Genomic DNA, 17,088 nt, shown 5'->3' with positions numbered 1-17,088 from the left:
CCCGCCACCGCACTCATCGAACGCCTCGCCGACACCGTCTACGCCACCGAAGAGGAACTGCCCTACCTCCTCCCCGGCGCGGACATCCTCATGGCGTGGGTGAGCATCACCCCGGCCATCCGCGAGGCCTGGCCCGACAACCCGGAGAAGGCACCCCGCTGGGTGCATGCCGCGGCTACCGGAGTGGACTCCTTCCTGTTCCCCGCCCTGGTGGAGGATCCAGGCGTCATACTCACCAACTCGAGCGGTGTGTACAGCGAGCCGATCGCCGAGTACGTCCTCGGACTGATCCTCGCCCTCGCCAAGGACTTCCCCCGCATCTGGGAGCACCAGCAGCACCGCGAATGGCGTCCTCACCAGAGCGAGACGATCAGTGGCCGCACCGTGCTGGTCTGGGGGACGGGGCCGATCGGCCGGGCCATCGCCCGGCTGCTGAGCGCCGTCGGGATGCGGGTCTGCGGCGCCGGCCGCACGGCCCGCACGGCCGACCCCGACTTCGGCACGGTCCACGATGCGACGACCCTGCCCTCCGCCCTGGCAGAGGCCGACTACGTCGTCCTGGCCGCACCCCTCACCCAGGACACCCGGGGCATGGTCGACGCCCCCGTGCTCGCCGCGATGAAGCCGGGTGCCCGGCTGATCAACGTAGGCCGGGGCGGACTCGTCGACGAGGAGGCCCTGGTCGACCACCTCGCCGCCGGACGCCTCGCCGGCGCCGCCCTGGACGTCTTCGCCCAGGAACCCCTGCCTGCCGCATCACCCCTGTGGGACATGCCCGGCGTGATGATCTCCCCGCACACGGCGGGCGAGACCACCAGCGAGCGGGAGGCGCTCGTCGAGGTGTTCCTGGACAATCTCACCCGCCGTGCCGAGGGCCTACCGCTCCGCAACGTCGTCGACAAACGCCGCGGATACGTGGTGGACTCCGGCCCACCGCCTCTGTGAAGGCAGTACTTTTCCTGGTAAACACTGACTGAAGCTGCACGAGGAAGATCCGTCGCGGATCAATCCGGAAGGCACTGTGGAGGCAGCCGGTGGGAGATATCGCATTCGACCGCAGAGCCTTCCTGACCGGTGTCGGGGGAATCGCCGTGGGCGCAGCTGCCGCCTCGCTCACGGCGTGTGAGACCCGCGCCGGGCGGAGTGCCACCAAGACCAGCCAAGTGCTCATCGTCCGGAACTTCGGCGGCTCTTATGGCGAGGCGAACCGAAAGGCGGTCTACGACCCGTTCACCAAAGAGACCGGCATTCGGATCAGGACGGTGAACTTCGGGCACGCGCAGATGCTCGCCCAAATCAAGGAAGGCCGTCCGCAGTTCGACGTCATGGACATCGACATGTCCAATCTGATTCTTTTCGAGCACGAGGGCGCCTCCGAGCAGCTGGACTACGCCCGGTTGAAAAACACCAGGAACGCGGGAATCGCCCAGTCCCTGCTCACCCCCAACGGCGTGGGCAAGAGCTACTGGGCCAGCGTCCTCGCCTACCGCACCGACGCCTTCGACGGGCGGAAGCCCGAGTCGTGGGCGGACTTCTGGAGCCTCGGGCCCTTCCCGGGCCGCCGCGCGCTCCAGGGCGAGGTGGACTGGCCGGAGCTGGAGTTCGCCCTGCTCGCCGACGGTGTACCGCTCGACCGGCTCTACCCCCTCGATGTGGACCGCGCCTTCAAGGTCCTCGACGAGGTCAGGGGCTCCGTGCGGACGTTCTGGGAGTACGGCGCGGAGCCGGGTGAGCTGCTGTCACGCGGCAGTGTCGTAACCTCCAGCGCCTGGGCCGGCAGGCTCCAGAACCTGATCGAACGCGGGACTCCGCTCGCGTACGAGTGGAACGGTGCCCGCAGGCAGAGCAACGGCTACGGCATTCCCAAGGGCTCCGCGAACCCGGACGCCGCCTACCGGCTCATCGATTTCGCGCTGCGGCCCGAGGTGCAGGCCCACATGGCGCGGCTCTACCCCGACGGCCCCGTCGTGCCCGCCGCCTACGGACACCTCACCGAGTCCACCGCCGTGAATCTGGCGAGCACTCCCGGCCACCTGTTGTCGGGCTTCGATCTCGACATCGAGTGGTGGCTCGAGCACGGGGACTCCGTCACCAGGCGCTGGCAGGAGTGGGCTCGAGCCTGACCGGCTGAATGCAGCCATATGGCTGAATATGACGGTACATGGTAAAGAGTCGGTATGCTCCGGCACCTTGGTCGATCCTCGGCCCTTCGCTCCCCCGCACGCAGTGGCGAGCCGATGGGGCGAGCCTCGCGGCGTGCCGCGGAGCAGGACTCGCGGCACGAGCCCGGCACCCGGCCCCGGGGAGCGCGACGGAGGGGCCTGCCGAGGGTGCGCAGCGTCGCCGGCCAGGTGTTCCTGCTGCAGCTGGTGATCATGGTGCTGTTCGCCGCCGCCGCTGGAGGGGCTCTCGTGGTGCAGGCCCGGGACTCGAGCACGCAGGAGGCCTGGCTGCTGTCGAAAGGTGTCGCCCAGTCCTTCGCGCGGGCCCCGGGAACGCTGGATGCCATGAAGTCCGGCGACCCCACCGTGCTGCTGCAGCCGCGTGCGGAGGACACCCGGAAGAACACCGGGGTCGACTACGTGGTGACCTTCGATCCACAGGGCTTCCGCTGGACGCACCCCGATCCGGAGCTGATCGGCAAGCACATCTACGCCCTGCGCGAGGGCGCCGCCGCCGACCGCCCGTTCACCAAAACGTTCGAGGGCAGTCTGGGTCCTGCCGTGGACACGACGGTTCCCGTCTACGACACCAACGGGATCACCATCGTCGGCTTCGTGTCGGTCGGGGTCACCGTGGCCAGTGTGGACGACGTGGTGCAGGACCAGCTGCCGCAGTTGTTGGGTTTCGCCGGCGGCGCCCTCGTGGTGGCCGCCGGCGGGACGGCACTGGTCTCCTGGCGGCTGCGGCGACAGACCCGCGGCCTGGATCCGTCCGAGATGACCCGGATGTACGAGCACCACGACGCGGTGCTGCACGCCGTGCGGGAGGGCGTACTGATCACCGGGGGCGACGGGCGGCTTTTGCTCGCCAACGACGAGGCACGCAGGCTGCTCGACCTGCCCGAGGACGCCGAGGAGCGCCGGGTCGGCGATCTCGGCCTGGAAGCGGGCACCGCCGGGTTGCTGGGCTCGGGCCGGCCGGTCACGGACGTGGTGCACCTGGCCGGCGACCGGCTGCTGGCGGTCAACGTACGGCCGGTCGACCCCGACGACCACTCCGCGGGCAGCGTGGCCACCTTGCGCGACACGACGGAGCTGCGTGCCCTGGCGGGCCGGGCGGAGGTGGCCCGGGAGCGGCTGGGGCTGCTGTACGAGGCGGGGGTGCGGATCGGAACCACGCTGGACGTGGTGCGCACCGCACAGGAGCTTGCCGAGGTGGCGGTCCCCCGGTTCGCCGACGCCGCGACCGTCGACCTGCTCGATCCGATCCTGCGCGGTGCGGTGTCGGCCGGGCCCGGTCCCGAGATGCGCCGGGTGGCGGTGCACGGCACTGACGGTGCCCGGTCCCTCCATCCGGTGGGAGAGCTGATCCGCTTCGTTCCCACTTCTCCCGTGGCCGTCGGCGCCGAGCGGGGCCGCGCGGTCCTGGACGTCGACCTGACCGCCCCCGGCGGCTGGATGAGCGCCCAGGATCCCGATCGTGCCCGGCGTGTGCGGGAACTCGGCTTCCACTCCCTGATCACGGTGCCGCTCCAGGCCCGCGGTGTGGTGCTGGGCATGGCGAGTTTCTGGCGCTCGGACGGCGTTCCCTTCGGCGGGGAGGATCTGGCCTTCGCCGAGGAACTGGCCGCCCGGGCCGCGGTGGCCGTCGACAACGCCCGTCGCTACACCCGCGAACACACCCTGGCCGAGACGCTTCAGCGCAGTCTGCTGCCCAGCTCCCTGCCCGATCACGCGGCCGTGGAGGTCGCCCACCGCTATCTGCCGGCCCTGGACGGCGTGGGGGGTGACTGGTTCGACGTGATCCCCCTGCCCGGTGCACGGGTCGCGCTGGTGGTCGGTGACGTGGTGGGGCACGGCCTCCATGCCGCGGCGACGATGGGCCGGCTGCGCACCGCCGTGCACAACTTCTCCGCCCTGGACCTGCCCCCGGACGAGCTCCTGGGGCACCTCGACGAGCTCGTCGCGCGGATCGACAGCGACGAGAACGGGGAGCGGGACAGCGAGAGCGTCTCGGGCGCCACATGTCTCTACGCCATCTACGACCCGGCCTCCGGGATGTGCTCCCTGTCCCGCTCCGGGCATCCGCAGCCGGCCCTGGTGCGCCCCGACGGCACCGTGGAATTCCTGCGGGTGCCCGGTTCCCCGCCGCTCGGTCTGGGCGGCGGGGAGCCCTTCGAGACCGCCGAGCTCACCCTCCCCGAGGGCTCCCGGCTGGTTCTTTACACGGACGGTCTGATCGAGGACCGGGAGCGGGGCATCGACACCGGTCTCGAGGCGCTGCGTGACGCGCTGGCGCACTCGGGCCGGGCCCCTGAGGCGACCTGCCAGGACGTCCTCGACGCGATGCTTCCGGCGCGGGCGAGTGACGACATCGCCCTGCTCGTCGCCCGCACCCGACTGCTGGACCCCGCCCAGGTGGCCGAGTGGGACGTGCCCGGTGATCCGGCGGCCGTCGCGGCCATCCGGGCGGAGGTCACGGGGCGCCTGAGGACCTGGGGACTGGAGGAGATGGCCTTCACGACCGAGTTGATCGTCAGCGAGCTGGTCACCAACGCCATCCGCTACGGCATCGCACCGATCCGGCTGCGGGTGCTGCACGACCGCGACAGCCTGATCTGCGAGGTCGCCGACGGCAGCAGCACCTCACCCCACCTTCGTCGGGCCGCGACCACCGACGAGGGCGGACGGGGACTGTTCCTCGTCGCCCGGTTCGCCCAGCGGTGGGGCACCCGTTACAAGGCCCGTGGCAAGGTGATCTGGACCGAACAATCGACGCGGAGTCCGGCCGGCGAGCCCGACGAGGTGCCGGCCGAAGCCCTCCTGGACCAGTGGGAGGACGCGGCCTGGTGAGTCACCGCGTCACAGGCCGATGCTGTACAGCTTGCGGAGCGTCTCCTTGACGTCCCAGCGGCCGGACCAGCCCTTGGGCTGGTCCGGCCGCTGACGTCGCCGGCGGAGATCTCGAAGGTCTCTCCCGTGGCACCGTCCGTGATGATCGCGCGGCCGCTCAGGATGCAGCAGGTCTCGGTGTCCTCGCGCTCCTCGACCGGCCACCCTCCGGCCGGCACTCCCACAACTCGTCCGGGAGCCCTGAGTGGCCGATCCTCAGGAGCCGATGCTCCAGCGCTGGTTGGACCCGCCGTTGCAGTTCCACAGAACCGCTCGGGTCCCGTTGGCGGTGCCGGAGCCGGACGCCTCCAGGCACAGGCCGGAGCGGGCGCTGGTGATCGTGCCGTTGGCGTTGACGTTCCAGCGTTGGTTCTGGCCGCCGTGACAGTCCCAGATGAGCGCCCGCGTACCAGGAGAGGTTCCGGAGGCCTCGGCGTCCAGACACTTGCCGCCGTACACGCGCAGCTCGCCGGCGCCCGTGCGGGTCCACTTCTGGCCGGCGCGGTCCAGGCAGTCCCACAACTGCACCTGGGTGCCGTTGGCCTGCGAGGAATCCTGCACGTCCAGGCACCGGCCCGAGCCGGCGCCGACGACCTTGCCACCGGTCGGCTGCGGGGCCGTTCCGCCCGGCGGAACATAGGGGCACTTGGTCTTCGACCGGGAGATCTGGCTGCGGTCCGCGAGCGACGGGCACAGGAACTGGGTGTACCGGGTGTCGTTGTCGAGGAAGATCTTGAGCCAGGGGATCGTACGGCGCATGACGTTCGAGTTGCCCCACGTCGGGAAGCCGTGGCCGCCGCTGGTGAGTTCGATGAAGGCGCTCTGCGTCGCCGCCGGCATGCCGCCGTAGAGGCCGTCGAGGTAGGAGGGGGTGACCGTGCCGTCGTCCCGGGCGCCCATGATCATCGTCGGGACCCGCAGGGTGGACAGGTTCTGCGAGGGCGAGAAGGGCGCGAGCGGGACGGCCGCCTTCAGCGACGGCCGCCGTTCGGCCGCGCTGATGGCGCCGCCGCCGCCCATGGAGTGGCCGAGTACGCCCAGCCGGCCGGGGTCGACGCGATCGCGCACCGGGCTCTTCTGGGTGAGGTAGTCAAGGGCGGCGAGGAGCTGGGTTCCGCGGGCGGTGTCGAAGTCGTTGGGGCTGTTGGTGTCGATGCCGATGACGACGAATCCGAAGGATGCGAGCCAGTGCCCCATCCAGGCGCCCTCGGCTGCCCACTTGGCGGTGTAACCGGGCACGGCGGCGATCGCGCCCCAGGTGCCCTGGCTGGTGTCCGTCGGGTAGTAGATCTTGCCGCCGTTGAAGCCGTTGCCGGGCGAGACGTTGATCTCCGCGGTGGCGAAGGTGCCCCGCTGGGCCGCGACGCTGCTCACCGTGGGGGCAGGGCCCCGCTCGTACGGGTTTGCCTGAGCCGCCGCCGGTCGGGCCTGCGCCGGCTGGATCGAGAGGAGTGTGGCGAGCAGGCCGGTCACGGCCGCTACCAGGGCGGCCGTGACCGTCCTGCTTCTCCGCCGGGGTGTCTGCATGGTCCTGTTCCTCCTTGCCCTGCCCGGTCCGAGGAGGGCGGGGCGGTACGCAGCGAGTGGGGGTGCGCGAACAGGTGCTCTGGGAGCGTTCCCAGGTGCGGTGAGCGTAGGTAGGCCCTGACGTGCCGTCAAGGATTCTGTCGGGGTCTGTTGTCGGGACGTGTCGGGTTCCTTTGCAGTCCGTCCCGTCCGCGTCGTCCGCGGACCCGGTGCCTCACGGAGTGCGGAAGCCGCGGAACGTCACGTGCTTGCGGGTCTCGAAACCGAGCCGTTCGTAGAGCGCGAGCGCGCCGCTGTTCGCCTCGGCCACGTGCAGGAAGGGGCGTTCGCCGCGAGCCACGATGCGTGCGATGAGCGCGCGCAGCAGGCGCACCGCATGACCCTGCCCACGGGCCTCGGGGGCGGTGCAGACGGCACTGACCTCGGTCCATCCGGGAGGCCTCAGCCGCTCCCCCACCATCGCCACCAGCCTGCCGCCGTCACGGATGCCGAGATAGGTGCCGAGTTCATGAGTGCGGGGCCAGAAAGGTCCCGGCCGGGTCCGCTCGATGAGGTCGAGCATCTCGGGCACGCTCTCCACGCCGAGTTCGATGACGCCGGAGCCGAGCTCGGCGGGAGAGAGGTCAGGGCTGCTGCTGCCGGTCCAGATCATCTGGCGGCCTTCGAGGACGAAGACCGGTTCCCAGTCCGACGGCGGCAACGCCGGGCAGCTGAACATGTCGGCGAACTCGCCCGGTCCCAGCAGCTTGGCCAAGTCCGCCCATGCGTCCGCGTCCGGCTCGGCGGGTATCGCGGAGAAGGTCGCGACGCCGGGTACGTAGGTGGCGGCGCTGCCGAGCCGGCGGGCGAGATGTGCGTGGTGACCGCGGAGCGACTCGCCCACCGGGTCGTCGAGTGCGACGGCGTCGCGGAGCCCCGTCATGTTGCTGTGCCTCTCCTGCCCTCGGTCGGAGCCGGTCGGCCGGGAGGCCGGCACGGCGCCTTCGGATGCCGACAGCCATGCTAGTCAGCCCTCATGACCGGTTCTCGGCGCTACCTGAGATATGCGGCGAGCGGGAGGTTCTGCCTGCGCACGTCACCGGCGACGAGTCCGGCGATCCGCTGTGCGCCGTACGTCTCGAAGTGGGTGCGGTCGTCGCAGAAGAAGGCGCCCACGGGGCCCGACCCGAAGTCGCCGTTGTGCGGGCAGAAGCGCAGGCTGTTGTAGAGCGAGACGCTGAGCGACTGCAGGTCGACGACCGGCGCCCTGGTGGCGGATCCGACGGCGAAGGTCTCGTTCACGAAGCCGCGGTTCTTCGTCGCCGTGCTTCCGGAACAGGTGAGGGCGGCCACCGGGGTGAGCAGCACCGGGTGTGCTCCTCGGGCCAGTGCGGCCTGCACCATCGTGGTCATCAGCTGCCGGTAGCGGGCCGGGCCGACGTGCCGGGGGCAGGTCGAGGAGGAGTCGTTGATGCCGAACTGGATGAACAGGTAGTCACCCGCCTTCATCCCGGTGCCCGCGTTCAGCATCGACTGCCAGCGTGACGAGTACGTGCTGGACGTGAGACGGCACTCGCCGTCCGCGCCCTTGGTGCTGCTGACGTTGCCCTCGTACATCCAGGTCTGGATGCTGCGGCCTCCCACGGCCTGGTTCCTGACGGTCACGTCGGCGTTGAACAGGGCGTCGAACTGGCTGCCCCAGCCGACCGGGCAGCGGGCGGAGCCCGGGTTGGCCATGGTCGAGTCACCGGCCAGCCACACGGTGACCGGCTGGGCGGCCGCCCGGGCCGCCGGTGCCGCGACACCGGAGGTGCCGGAGCAGCGCGTCGCGGCGCTGTCGGCCGCGGAGGCGGCACCGAGCCCGAGGCTCGACAGGGCGATCACCAGCGCGGTGGTGATGACGGTCCGTAAGTTCTTCATCGGTTCCCTCCCGGGGACGTGCGCCCCGTGCGTCGGTCAGCGCAGGTGGGCGGCCAGGGGCAGGTTCTGCTCCCGGACGGCCTGGAGCAGCAGCCCGCCCATCTGGGCCGCGCCGTACTGCGAGAAGTGGGTGTTGTCCGTGACACCGTCGACGGAGGAGCGGAGGAAGAGCTGCGCGGAGGCGGACGGTCCGAGGGACTCCACCAGCGCCTTGCTCCGGGCGGTCAGGTCGACCACCGGAACCCGCTGCGCCGCACCGACCGCGCGCATCTCGGCGGGGAGGTTCACGTTGACGCCGTTGACGTGCAGTGCCGTGGGCGTGAGCCGGTTGCCGTCGAACAGTCGGCGGACCGGTGGTGTCACCAGGACCGGGACACCGCCCTTGCCGCGGACCCGCGAGATCATGGTGGTGAGGTTGTTGCGGTAGGCGGACGCGCTGGTCTGCTTGTCGTTGTGGCCGAACTGGATGAAGACCGGGTCGTTCGCCCTGACCTTCGCCAGCAGCGCGGGGAAGAGCGCCGAGTTGCTCAGGAAGCTTCCCGAACTCTCCCCCGAGTCACCGTAGTTGGCGATGACCGCGCCGGGACGCACCGCTGTCGTGATCATCTGCCCCCAGCCGGTGTACGGAGCTGCCGGCTGGTCGCACACGGTCGAGTCCCCGGCCAGGTAGGCGACCAGCGGTTGCGACGCCGGCTTCACGGAGACGGCCGAGACCTGAGGGCCGGAGCCCGTGAAGCGGAGGTCCAGGCCGGGGTTCCCGGTGCCGCCCTGGCCGGTCGGCTGCCCCTCCGGCTGGCGCACGTTGACGGTGAACGAGTACGTGGCGACGGCTCCGGCCGCCGTTCGCGTGGCCGGGAGCATCAGCCGCCGGGCCTCGGCCCACATCTCGGTCTGCCCCGCCGAGGCGCCGCCGATGGAGACCGTCACGTCGTAGTTGCCCGGCGCGACGCCGTAATGACAGGTGATCGCGGAGGTGCCGGAACAGCCGGCCGGCAGGGCCCGCGGCGCGGCGGCAGCGCTGTGGGCCGCGCCGGTGCCGGCCAGAGCCGCCAGGGTCAGCAAACCCGCCACTCCCAGCTGGGCGGCATGTCTGCCGCGGCCGACCCGCCTCAATGTCATGCTCATTACCATCATGGGTCCGTCCTTCGCCACGGAGAGGTAAGGGGTGGGGTGCACAGCTCGCTGCTCAGGCCTGGGTGAAGCCGTCCATGATGACGGTGGGCCGCTTGCTGGAGGAGTCCCAGGCACCCATGTTGTAGCCGGTGAACGGGGACATGCACTCCGGCTCCCAGTAGAAGATGCCCTGTCCGCCGTTGGCCTTCAGTGCCTTGGTGCAGGCCACAAGTGAGGCCCGGGTGGACGAGGCCCGGTCCACCCGACCGCCGAACTCGCTCTGCAGGAACGGTTTTCCATAGGCGTCGGAGATCCTCTTCATGTTCGCCACGATCCCGGGGGCGACGTCGGCGCTGCCGTAGGAGGAGAACACCGACATGTCCCACCTGCCACCGTTGGCCGCGAAGCGGCTGAAGAACGTCGTCATCACGTCGTACTTCTGCGGCTGGGCCAGGTGGATGCACACCGTCGAGTTCGGCGACACCGTCTTGACCTGGGTGTAGGCGGCGTTGAGCAGCCCGGTCATCTGCGCCGGGCTGGAGACGCTGCCGACGGGCCGGCAGATCCCGCTGTTGATCTCGTTGCCGATCTGCACCCAGGCGGGGAGCACATCGTTGTTCTTCATGACGGTCATCGTCTGGTTCACGTACGCGCTCATCGCGGTGAGCATCTGGCTGTAGTTCATGCTGCGCCAGGCGGCGGGCGGGTTCTGCACGCCGACGGAGTTCCAGGTGTCGCCGAACATGTAGTCCAGCATGATCGACATGCCCGCGGCCTTGACCCGCTTGGCGAAGGCGGCTACCTCGCTGATGGAGCAGTGCCCGTCGGTCGAGCTGCTGGACGGGTTGACGAACGTGCGCAGCCGGACCGCGGTGATGCCGTAACCCTTGAGGATGGTCAACAGGTCCTGCGCCTGCCCGCCGGCGTTCCTCCAGGTGTAGCCGCGCGCCTCCATCTGCGGCACACAGCTGATGTCGACGCCCTTGACGAAACCGGCGGCAGCGTGGGCCGGCGTTTCGAGCTCGGCGAGCGCGGCGGCGGTGGCGATGGCGCCGGCGGTCGCGGTCGTGGCCTTGAGCAGCGTCCGGCGATCGATCCAAGCGGGAGCAGGGGTCGGGGACATGGTCGCTCCTCCCTGTCCGCCGGCCGCGCAGGGGGCGTCGCGGCCGGCGGGCAGCGGGTTGTGGGGGGTGGAGTTTCCGGGACTGGTCGTAGCGGCCTACAGGTGCTGGGAGCGTTCACAACCTGTCCAGGCGGGCACGCGACGCTCCATCTTCGAAAGGAGGAAGTTGCAGGTGCGGGGATCCACGAACTGTCTCGCTCGGCGCCCGAGTTCGTCGGCCGGTCGACCAGTTCGACTGCGATCGACCACTGTGGACCGTGAGGCGCCTCACGCAGTGTTCTCGGCTCGACACCCGACTGTCAATCCGTGGGGCACGAGAACCTCACGGATCCGAACAGGGCCGAACAGCGGAGTGGACAGAATCCTTGACGAGGCATCAGCCCGTTCTTACGCTCCGTCCTCATGGGAGCGTTCCCATACCCCCCACGCCCCGGAGGCCACCGTGACCGACTCGCACCGGCGTCCCCGCACCGCGCCACGACCGTGGCGATCACCCCATCGGCCGGGCGGCCGGTTCATCGGCGGCGTCTCCGCTGCCGCTCTGGCCGTCTCCGCGCTCGTCGCCCTGCCGCAGACCGCGCACGCGGCGACCGCCAGACAGGTCGAGAAGCTCGACCGCGGCCTGTCCAGCGTGCACACCGACAGCGGAAACCTCGTGTCGTGGCGATGGCTGGCGACCGACCCGAACGACGTGTCGTTCAACGTCTACCGCGGCGGAAGCAGACTCAACTCCTCACCCGTCACGGCCTCGACGAACTACTTCGACGCCGGCGGCGCGGCGTCGGCCGACTACACGGTGCGCGCGGTCGTCAACGGCACCGAGCAGGCCGCGTCCGCGCCCGCGGTCCAGTTCCGCACGGGCTACAAGGACGTGCCCATCTCCCCGCCCGCGGGTGGTACCGCGCCGGGCAACTCGGCCTACACCTACGAGGCCAACGACGCCTCCGTCGGCGATCTCGACGGCGACGGTGCCATGGACCTGGTGCTCAAGTGGCAGCCGACCAACGCCAAGGACAACTCCCAGTCCGGCTACACCGGCAACACCGTCGTCGACGGCATCAAACTCGACGGCACCCGGCTGTGGCGCATCGACCTGGGCCGCAACATCCGCTCCGGCGCGCACTACACACAGTTCCAGGTGTACGACTACGACGGCGACGGCAGGGCCGAAGTCGCCATGAAGACCGCCGACGGCACCCGCGACGGCACCGGCGCGGTCATCGGCAGTCCCTCCGCCGACCACCGCAACTCCAGCGGCTACGTCCTGTCCGGCCCCGAGTTCCTGACGATGTTCGACGGCCGAACCGGCAAGGCGATGCAGAGCGTCGACTACGTCCCGGGCCGCGGCAGCGTCTCCTCCTGGGGCGACAACTACGGCAACCGCGTCGACCGCTTCCTCGCCGGCACGGCCTACCTCGACGGCGCCCGCCCCTCACTGATCATGGCGCGCGGCTACTACACCCGTACGGTGATAGCCGCTTGGGACTGGCGGAACGGCGCCTTCACCCGCCGCTGGACCTTCGACACGACGTCCTCCAGCAACAGCGGCAAGGGTTACGACGGCCAGGGCAACCACAGCCTGTCGGTCGCCGATGTCGACGCCGACGGCAAGGACGAGATCGTCTACGGCGCGATGACCGTCGACGACAACGGCAGCGGCCTGTGGACCACCAGGCTCGGCCACGGCGACGCCGGCCACGTCGGCGACCTCAACCCCTCGCGTCCGGGCCTGGAGTACTTCAAGGTCTCGGAGGACTCCAGCAAGCCCGGCTCCTGGATGGCCGACGCCCGCACCGGTACGAGGCTGTGGCAGACGGCGTCGGGCTCCGACAACGGCCGGGGTGTCGCCGCCGACGTCTACGCCGGCAGCGCGGGCGCCGAGGCCTGGTCCGCCACCGACACCACCCTGCGCTCCGCCACCGGCGCCTCCCTGGGCCGGGAGCCCTCCAGCATCAACTTCCTGTCCTGGTGGGACGGCGACCCCGTCCGCGAACTCCTCGACGGCACCCGGATCGACAAGTACGGCACCTCCGGCGACACCCGCCTGCTCACCGGGTCAGGCGTGGCCTCGAACAACGGCACCAAATCCACCCCGGCCCTGTCGGGCGACATCCTCGGCGACTGGCGCGAGGAGGTCATCTGGCGCACCGGCGACAACAAGGCGCTGCGGATCTACTCCACCCCGCACCAGACCAGCACGAAGATCACGACCCTGCTCCACGACACCCAGTACCGCACGGCGCTGGCCTGGCAGAACACCGCCTACAACCAGCCCCCGCACCCGAGCTTCTTCATCGGCAACGCCATGCCGACGGCTCCACGCCCCACGGTCTACACACCCTGACCCACCCTGGCCCAGCTCGGCCCGCGGACATGTGTCTCTGCCGCGATCGCGGCAGAGACACATGTCCGCGCTCGGCCGACGACACTGACGCCCCGGGAGCGCCAGGTCATGACGCCGGTGGCCACAGGCCTGTCCGACCACGCGATCGCCGAGCGGCTCCTCGCCACCCCGGTCACCGTCAAGACCCACGCCAAGCGGGCCATGGCCAGGCTCGGCGCCCGGGACCGGGTCCAACACGTGGTCATGGCCTACGAGCGGACTGGTCCGCGCCGGGGAGACGCGGATCCGACCGGCTCAGTCGTCGCGCAGCGTCTTCTCGATCTCGCTCAGCGAGCGGATCAGCCGTCCGTAGTCGGCAGCGGCCACCGGTGCCACGAAGTACCGCTCGACGACCCGCGCGTGGACAGTGGCGGCCCGGAGGAACACCGCACGGCCGTGATCGGTCGCCTCGACCAGGACGCTTCTGCGGTCACCGGGAGCCGGTACGCGCCGCGCCAGACCGGCGCCCTCCATGCGGTCGATCAGCCGGGTGATGCCGCTGCTGGTGAGCGTGAGGTCGTCGGCGAGCCGGCGCTGGGAGGTCTCCTCCTCCGGGTGCCGGCAGAGCCGGATGAGGACCTCGAACATGGTGTGGCTGACCTGGCACTCCTTGCGCAGCGCCGTGTCGATCCGCTGCTCCATGCGCGTGGCGGCCTTGATCAGCAGTCCGAAGTCGTGCACGAGCCGGCTGTCGGCGGCGCGGGCGGCTTCGTCGTTCTCTCGGTTCGCGGGACTCATCCGGCCGACTTTACTGCGTCTTCACCTACTGCCGTCTCAATTACTGAGCAATCAATTGCTGAGTAGTCAACGAACTCCTATGGTGGACACCCACCCCCCGGAAACGGCAGAGAGGGAGATCAGTGGACCTTCAGCACTGGCTCGGCCGGGCCAACGACGCGATACAGCAGTGGGCCGACGGCTTCGGCCCCTACGAGCAGCACCCGTCCCTCCTCGTCGACGACGACCGTTTCGCCGCCGCCTTCGAGGAACTCACCGGGAGACTGAAGGAGAACTATCCCTTCTTCCATCCGCGCTACGCGGGGCAGATGCTCAAGCCCCCGCACCCGGCGGCGATCGTCGGCTACCTGACCACCATGCTGATCAACCCGAACAACCACGCGCTGGACGGGGGCCCCGCCACCGCCCGCATAGAACGCGAGGCGGTCGCGCAACTGGCCGCGATGTTCGGCTACGACACCCACCTCGGTCACCTCACCACCAGCGGCACGATCGCCAACCTCGAGGCCCTCTTCGTCGCCCGCGAGCTCCATCCCGGCCGCGGCATCGCCTACAGCGCCGACGCCCACTACACCCACGGCCGCATGTGCCACGTCCTGGGCATGAAGGGCTACCCGATCCCGACCGACGACCGCGGCCGCATCAGCCTCGACGCGCTCGAGGACATCCTGCGGTCGGGAGAGGTCGGCACAGTCGTCCTCACCGCCGGCACCACCGGCCTCGGGGCCGTCGACCCGATTCACGAGGCCCTCCCCCTCAGGGACCGCTACGGTGTCCGGCTCCATGTCGACGCGGCCTACGGCGGCTTCTTCACGCTGCTCGCCGGCGCCGAAGGGCCGGAAGGACTCCCCTCCCAGCCCTGGCGGGCGATCGCCCGGTGCGACTCGATCGTCGTCGATCCGCACAAACACGGACTCCAGCCCTACGGCTGCGGTGCCGTCCTGTTCCGCGACCCCGAGGTGGGCCGCTTCTACCTGCACGACTCGCCCTACACCTACTTCACCTCCAGCGAGCTCCACCTCGGCGAGATCAGCCTGGAGTGCTCCCGCGCCGGTGCCTCGGCCGCCGCCCTGTGGCTCACCTTCCAGGTCCTCCCGCCCACCCCCGACGGACTCGGCCGCGTCCTCGGAGCCGGTCGCCGGGCCGCCCTGCGCTGGGCCGACCTGATCACCGCCTCCGACGCCCTGGAGCTGTACCAGCAGCCCGAGTTGGACATCGTCGGCTACTTCCCCGCGGTGGAGCCCGCCGGCCTCACCGCCATCGACGCGGCGTCCGCCAGGGTCCTGGCCGACGGCATGGCGGAACCCGATCCCGTGTTCCTGAGCACCCTCAAGGCCGACCGCGACGCGTTCACCGCACGCCACCAGAAGATCACCGCCGACGCCGACGGCGCACGCATCCTCCGCAGCGTCCTGATGAAGCCGGAGTCCGAGGACCACGTGCAGCGCCTCCATGACCGGGTCGCGCGTCTCGCCCGGTCATGAGCGCTGCCACCGGGGTTCACATCAGGTCATGGTCACCTCGGAGTGCGTACGCCTCCGCCAGGAGGAGGTAGCTGCTGGCGGTCCAGGTGTAGGCGCGGTCGCGCAGGCCCGTTCCGGTGAGGGCGTCGAAGTTCTCGGCGAAGCCCGAGGTCTCGCACAGGGCGCGGAAGCGGGTGCTGATGTCGTCCGCCAGACGGTGGTGGCCGGCGCGGCGCAGCCCGTCCTCGATGAGGACGGTGGCGGGGGCCCAGATGGGGCCGCGCCAGTAGCCGTCGTCGAGGTAGTGGGGTGAGGTGGGCAGTTCCGTGGCGAGACCGTACGGGGTCAGGTGGGCCTTGATGTGGTCGGCCAGGGCGCCGCTGATGTCGCCCGGCAGATGCTCGCCGAGCACGATGGGCATCAGGTCGAGGAGGCCGGCGCTGCCCCAGGTGTCCCCGCTTTCGACGCCCCGGGCGACGAACCGGTCGCCGCTCCAGAGCTGGTCCAGCAACGCCGCCTGGGTCGCCTCGGCGGCTCGCTGCCAACGGCCGGCCTCGTCCCTTCGCTCCAACTCGCTTGCCAGGTACGCGAGTTCACGGAGCTGGAGGACGAGGAAGGCGGACAGGTCGGCGGTCTCGACGACCCGCTCGGGGTCGAAGGTGGTGGCGTTGTCCCAGCCACTGTCGTTGCCGTGCTGGTAGTGGGGGAAGGCGGAGCCGGGGGTGCGCCGGGCCGTGAGCCAGAAGTTCGTCCAGCGCTCCAGCCGGTGGTAGACCTCGGCCAGTTCGGCCGGGCCGGGAGGCGCCGGCAGACGGCGGCGCAGGTGCCCGAAGGCCCAGCCGTGGATGGGCGGTTTGACGAAGTTGTAGAGGACCTCGGAGTGGGTCACCGAGTCCGGCAGGGCGCCGCTGCCGTCCTGGTGGTCGAAGGGCAGGGCGAACTGGTCCCGGGCCAGCTCCGGGCAACCGGGGGCCAAGGCCAGGGCGTTGAAGCAGTGGTCCCAGCTCCACACCTTGTCCATCCAGTGCTTGGACATCAGCACCGCGGGCCGGGTGACCAGGCCGGTCGGGCGTACCGTGGCCGACCAGACGACGTAGGCGGCCAGTTCGGCGGCCGGGGTGGCGGACGAGCGCCAGGGGGCGACGGCGTCCACGAACTCCGCGAACGCGCGTCGCCCGGATGCCACGATCTCCTCGAAGGCCGCCGCGGACGTGTACGGCGGGCGAGCCGCGTCGAGTTCCTCGATCGCGATCTCCCAGGTCCCGCCCGTATCCGCGGTGGTGGCGAGACCGCGTTCGGCACTGCCCAGCGCCTGGGCACCGGTCGTGCCGGCGGTACCGGACAGCACGGTGACGCGGTACCGGCGCCCCGTCTCGTAGGACGTGAACACATGGGCGCCTGCGGCGGCGTCGCGGAAGAAGTACGTTCCGCTGAACGGCGTCAGGACCTGGGCGGCCGCCCGGACGGCGATCCCCAGGCCGCTCCCGCGCAGACGTACGGTGTCCGGCGACTCGTAGGCCAGGTCGACGCGCCCGTCCGCGCCGGTCCAGCTGAGCAGACCCGGTCTGGCCTCCACGCGGGTCTCGGCCCGGTCGCCCGTCACGGGGTCCAGGGGTGTCAGGCGCAGGACGGCGTGCATGCCGTTCTGGTGGGAGACGAGGTGGAGATCCTCGGCGTACGTCTTCTCCGCCACCACGGGCGAGATGCCGAACCAGGATCCGTACGTGCTGAACGGGATGTCGTGGACGGAGAAGGCCGGGCCGGAGTGGTCGGCGGTCATGAAGTGTC

Annotated in this window: 13 protein-coding genes and 1 pseudogene; 6 read left to right on the top strand and 8 right to left on the bottom strand. The window is 70.3% G+C overall.

What is annotated here, in order from left to right; genetic code table 11:
• The 3 genes from ACIRDU_RS37635 to ACIRDU_RS37625 form a co-directional block, all read left to right on the top strand.
• A partial coding sequence (locus tag ACIRDU_RS37635) for a D-2-hydroxyacid dehydrogenase (protein ID WP_403588546.1) occupies positions 1-945 on the top strand: 945 nt, incomplete at its 5' end.
• Positions 946-1,034: 89 nt separating this feature from the next.
• On the top strand, positions 1,035-2,123 hold the full coding sequence (locus tag ACIRDU_RS37630; RefSeq protein WP_403588544.1) for an ABC transporter substrate-binding protein: 1,089 nt from the start codon (positions 1,035-1,037) through the stop codon (positions 2,121-2,123).
• Positions 2,124-2,237: 114 nt separating this feature from the next.
• Entirely contained in the window at positions 2,238-5,015 is a 2,778-nt protein-coding gene (locus tag ACIRDU_RS37625) for a SpoIIE family protein phosphatase (RefSeq protein WP_403588542.1), read from the top strand.
• Here ACIRDU_RS37625 and ACIRDU_RS37620 read toward each other — a convergent pair.
• The 6 genes from ACIRDU_RS37620 to ACIRDU_RS37595 all read right to left on the bottom strand — a co-directional run bounded on the left by ACIRDU_RS37620 (position 4,898) and on the right by ACIRDU_RS37595 (position 10,716).
• Positions 4,898-5,233 carry a cupin domain-containing protein gene (locus ACIRDU_RS37620; RefSeq protein ID WP_403588540.1) on the bottom strand — a complete coding sequence of 112 codons (336 nt, stop codon included), beginning with the start codon at positions 5,231-5,233 and terminating at the stop codon, positions 4,898-4,900. The two genes, ACIRDU_RS37625 and ACIRDU_RS37620, sit on opposite strands and share 118 nt — an antisense overlap.
• 37 nt (positions 5,234-5,270) lie before the next feature.
• Positions 5,271-6,581, bottom strand: coding sequence for a ricin-type beta-trefoil lectin domain protein (locus tag ACIRDU_RS37615; protein WP_403588538.1), 1,311 nt, complete (start codon positions 6,579-6,581; stop codon positions 5,271-5,273).
• Positions 6,582-6,795: 214 nt separating this feature from the next.
• On the bottom strand, positions 6,796-7,503 hold the full coding sequence (locus tag ACIRDU_RS37610; RefSeq protein WP_403588536.1) for a GNAT family N-acetyltransferase: 708 nt from the start codon (positions 7,501-7,503) through the stop codon (positions 6,796-6,798).
• A gap of 110 nt (positions 7,504-7,613) precedes the next feature.
• Positions 7,614-8,480, bottom strand: a complete 867-nt coding sequence (locus ACIRDU_RS37605) for a GDSL-type esterase/lipase family protein (RefSeq protein ID WP_403588535.1) — start codon at positions 8,478-8,480, stop codon at positions 7,614-7,616.
• Positions 8,481-8,516: 36 nt separating this feature from the next.
• Entirely contained in the window at positions 8,517-9,599 is a 1,083-nt protein-coding gene (locus ACIRDU_RS37600; RefSeq protein ID WP_403588533.1) for a rhamnogalacturonan acetylesterase, read from the bottom strand.
• 67 nt (positions 9,600-9,666) lie between these two features.
• A complete protein-coding gene (locus tag ACIRDU_RS37595) occupies positions 9,667-10,716 on the bottom strand; it encodes a glycosyl hydrolase 53 family protein (protein WP_403588531.1) in 1,050 nt (349 codons plus the stop codon).
• Between the two features lie 442 nt (positions 10,717-11,158).
• Here ACIRDU_RS37595 and ACIRDU_RS37590 point away from each other — a divergent pair, with 442 nt between their 5' ends.
• Together ACIRDU_RS37590 and ACIRDU_RS37585 are read left to right on the top strand one after the other, a co-directional pair.
• The gene (locus ACIRDU_RS37590; protein WP_403588529.1) at positions 11,159-13,060 is read left to right on the top strand and encodes a rhamnogalacturonan lyase; all 1,902 of its coding nucleotides are present in this window, start codon (positions 11,159-11,161) and stop codon (positions 13,058-13,060) included.
• Positions 13,061-13,132: 72 nt separating this feature from the next.
• Positions 13,133-13,412: pseudogene (locus ACIRDU_RS37585) on the top strand (response regulator transcription factor); the annotation flags it as partial.
• Here ACIRDU_RS37585 and ACIRDU_RS37580 read toward each other — a convergent pair.
• The gene (locus tag ACIRDU_RS37580) at positions 13,355-13,837 is read right to left on the bottom strand and encodes a MarR family winged helix-turn-helix transcriptional regulator (protein ID WP_403588528.1); all 483 of its coding nucleotides are present in this window, start codon (positions 13,835-13,837) and stop codon (positions 13,355-13,357) included. The pseudogene ACIRDU_RS37585 and the gene ACIRDU_RS37580 overlap by 58 nt on opposite strands.
• Positions 13,838-13,959: 122 nt before the next feature.
• Between ACIRDU_RS37580 and ACIRDU_RS37575 the strand changes: the two genes are divergently transcribed.
• Positions 13,960-15,321: a pyridoxal phosphate-dependent decarboxylase family protein gene (locus ACIRDU_RS37575; RefSeq protein WP_403588526.1), complete on the top strand. Its 1,362-nt coding sequence runs from the start codon at positions 13,960-13,962 to the stop codon at positions 15,319-15,321.
• A 16-nt stretch (positions 15,322-15,337) separates the two neighbouring features.
• On the opposite strand, the gene ACIRDU_RS37570 is transcribed toward ACIRDU_RS37575, so the two are convergent.
• Entirely contained in the window at positions 15,338-17,080 is a 1,743-nt protein-coding gene (locus tag ACIRDU_RS37570; protein ID WP_403588524.1) for an MGH1-like glycoside hydrolase domain-containing protein, read from the bottom strand.
• Positions 17,081-17,088: the final 8 nt, after the last annotated feature.

The sequence above is a fragment of the Streptomyces sp. NPDC093598 genome (assembly GCF_044764825.1).
Taxonomy (GTDB): Bacteria; Actinomycetota; Actinomycetes; order Streptomycetales; family Streptomycetaceae; genus Streptomyces.
The sequence above is the reverse complement of the archived record's forward strand: the minus strand, read 5'-3'. Positions and strand labels throughout refer to the sequence as shown.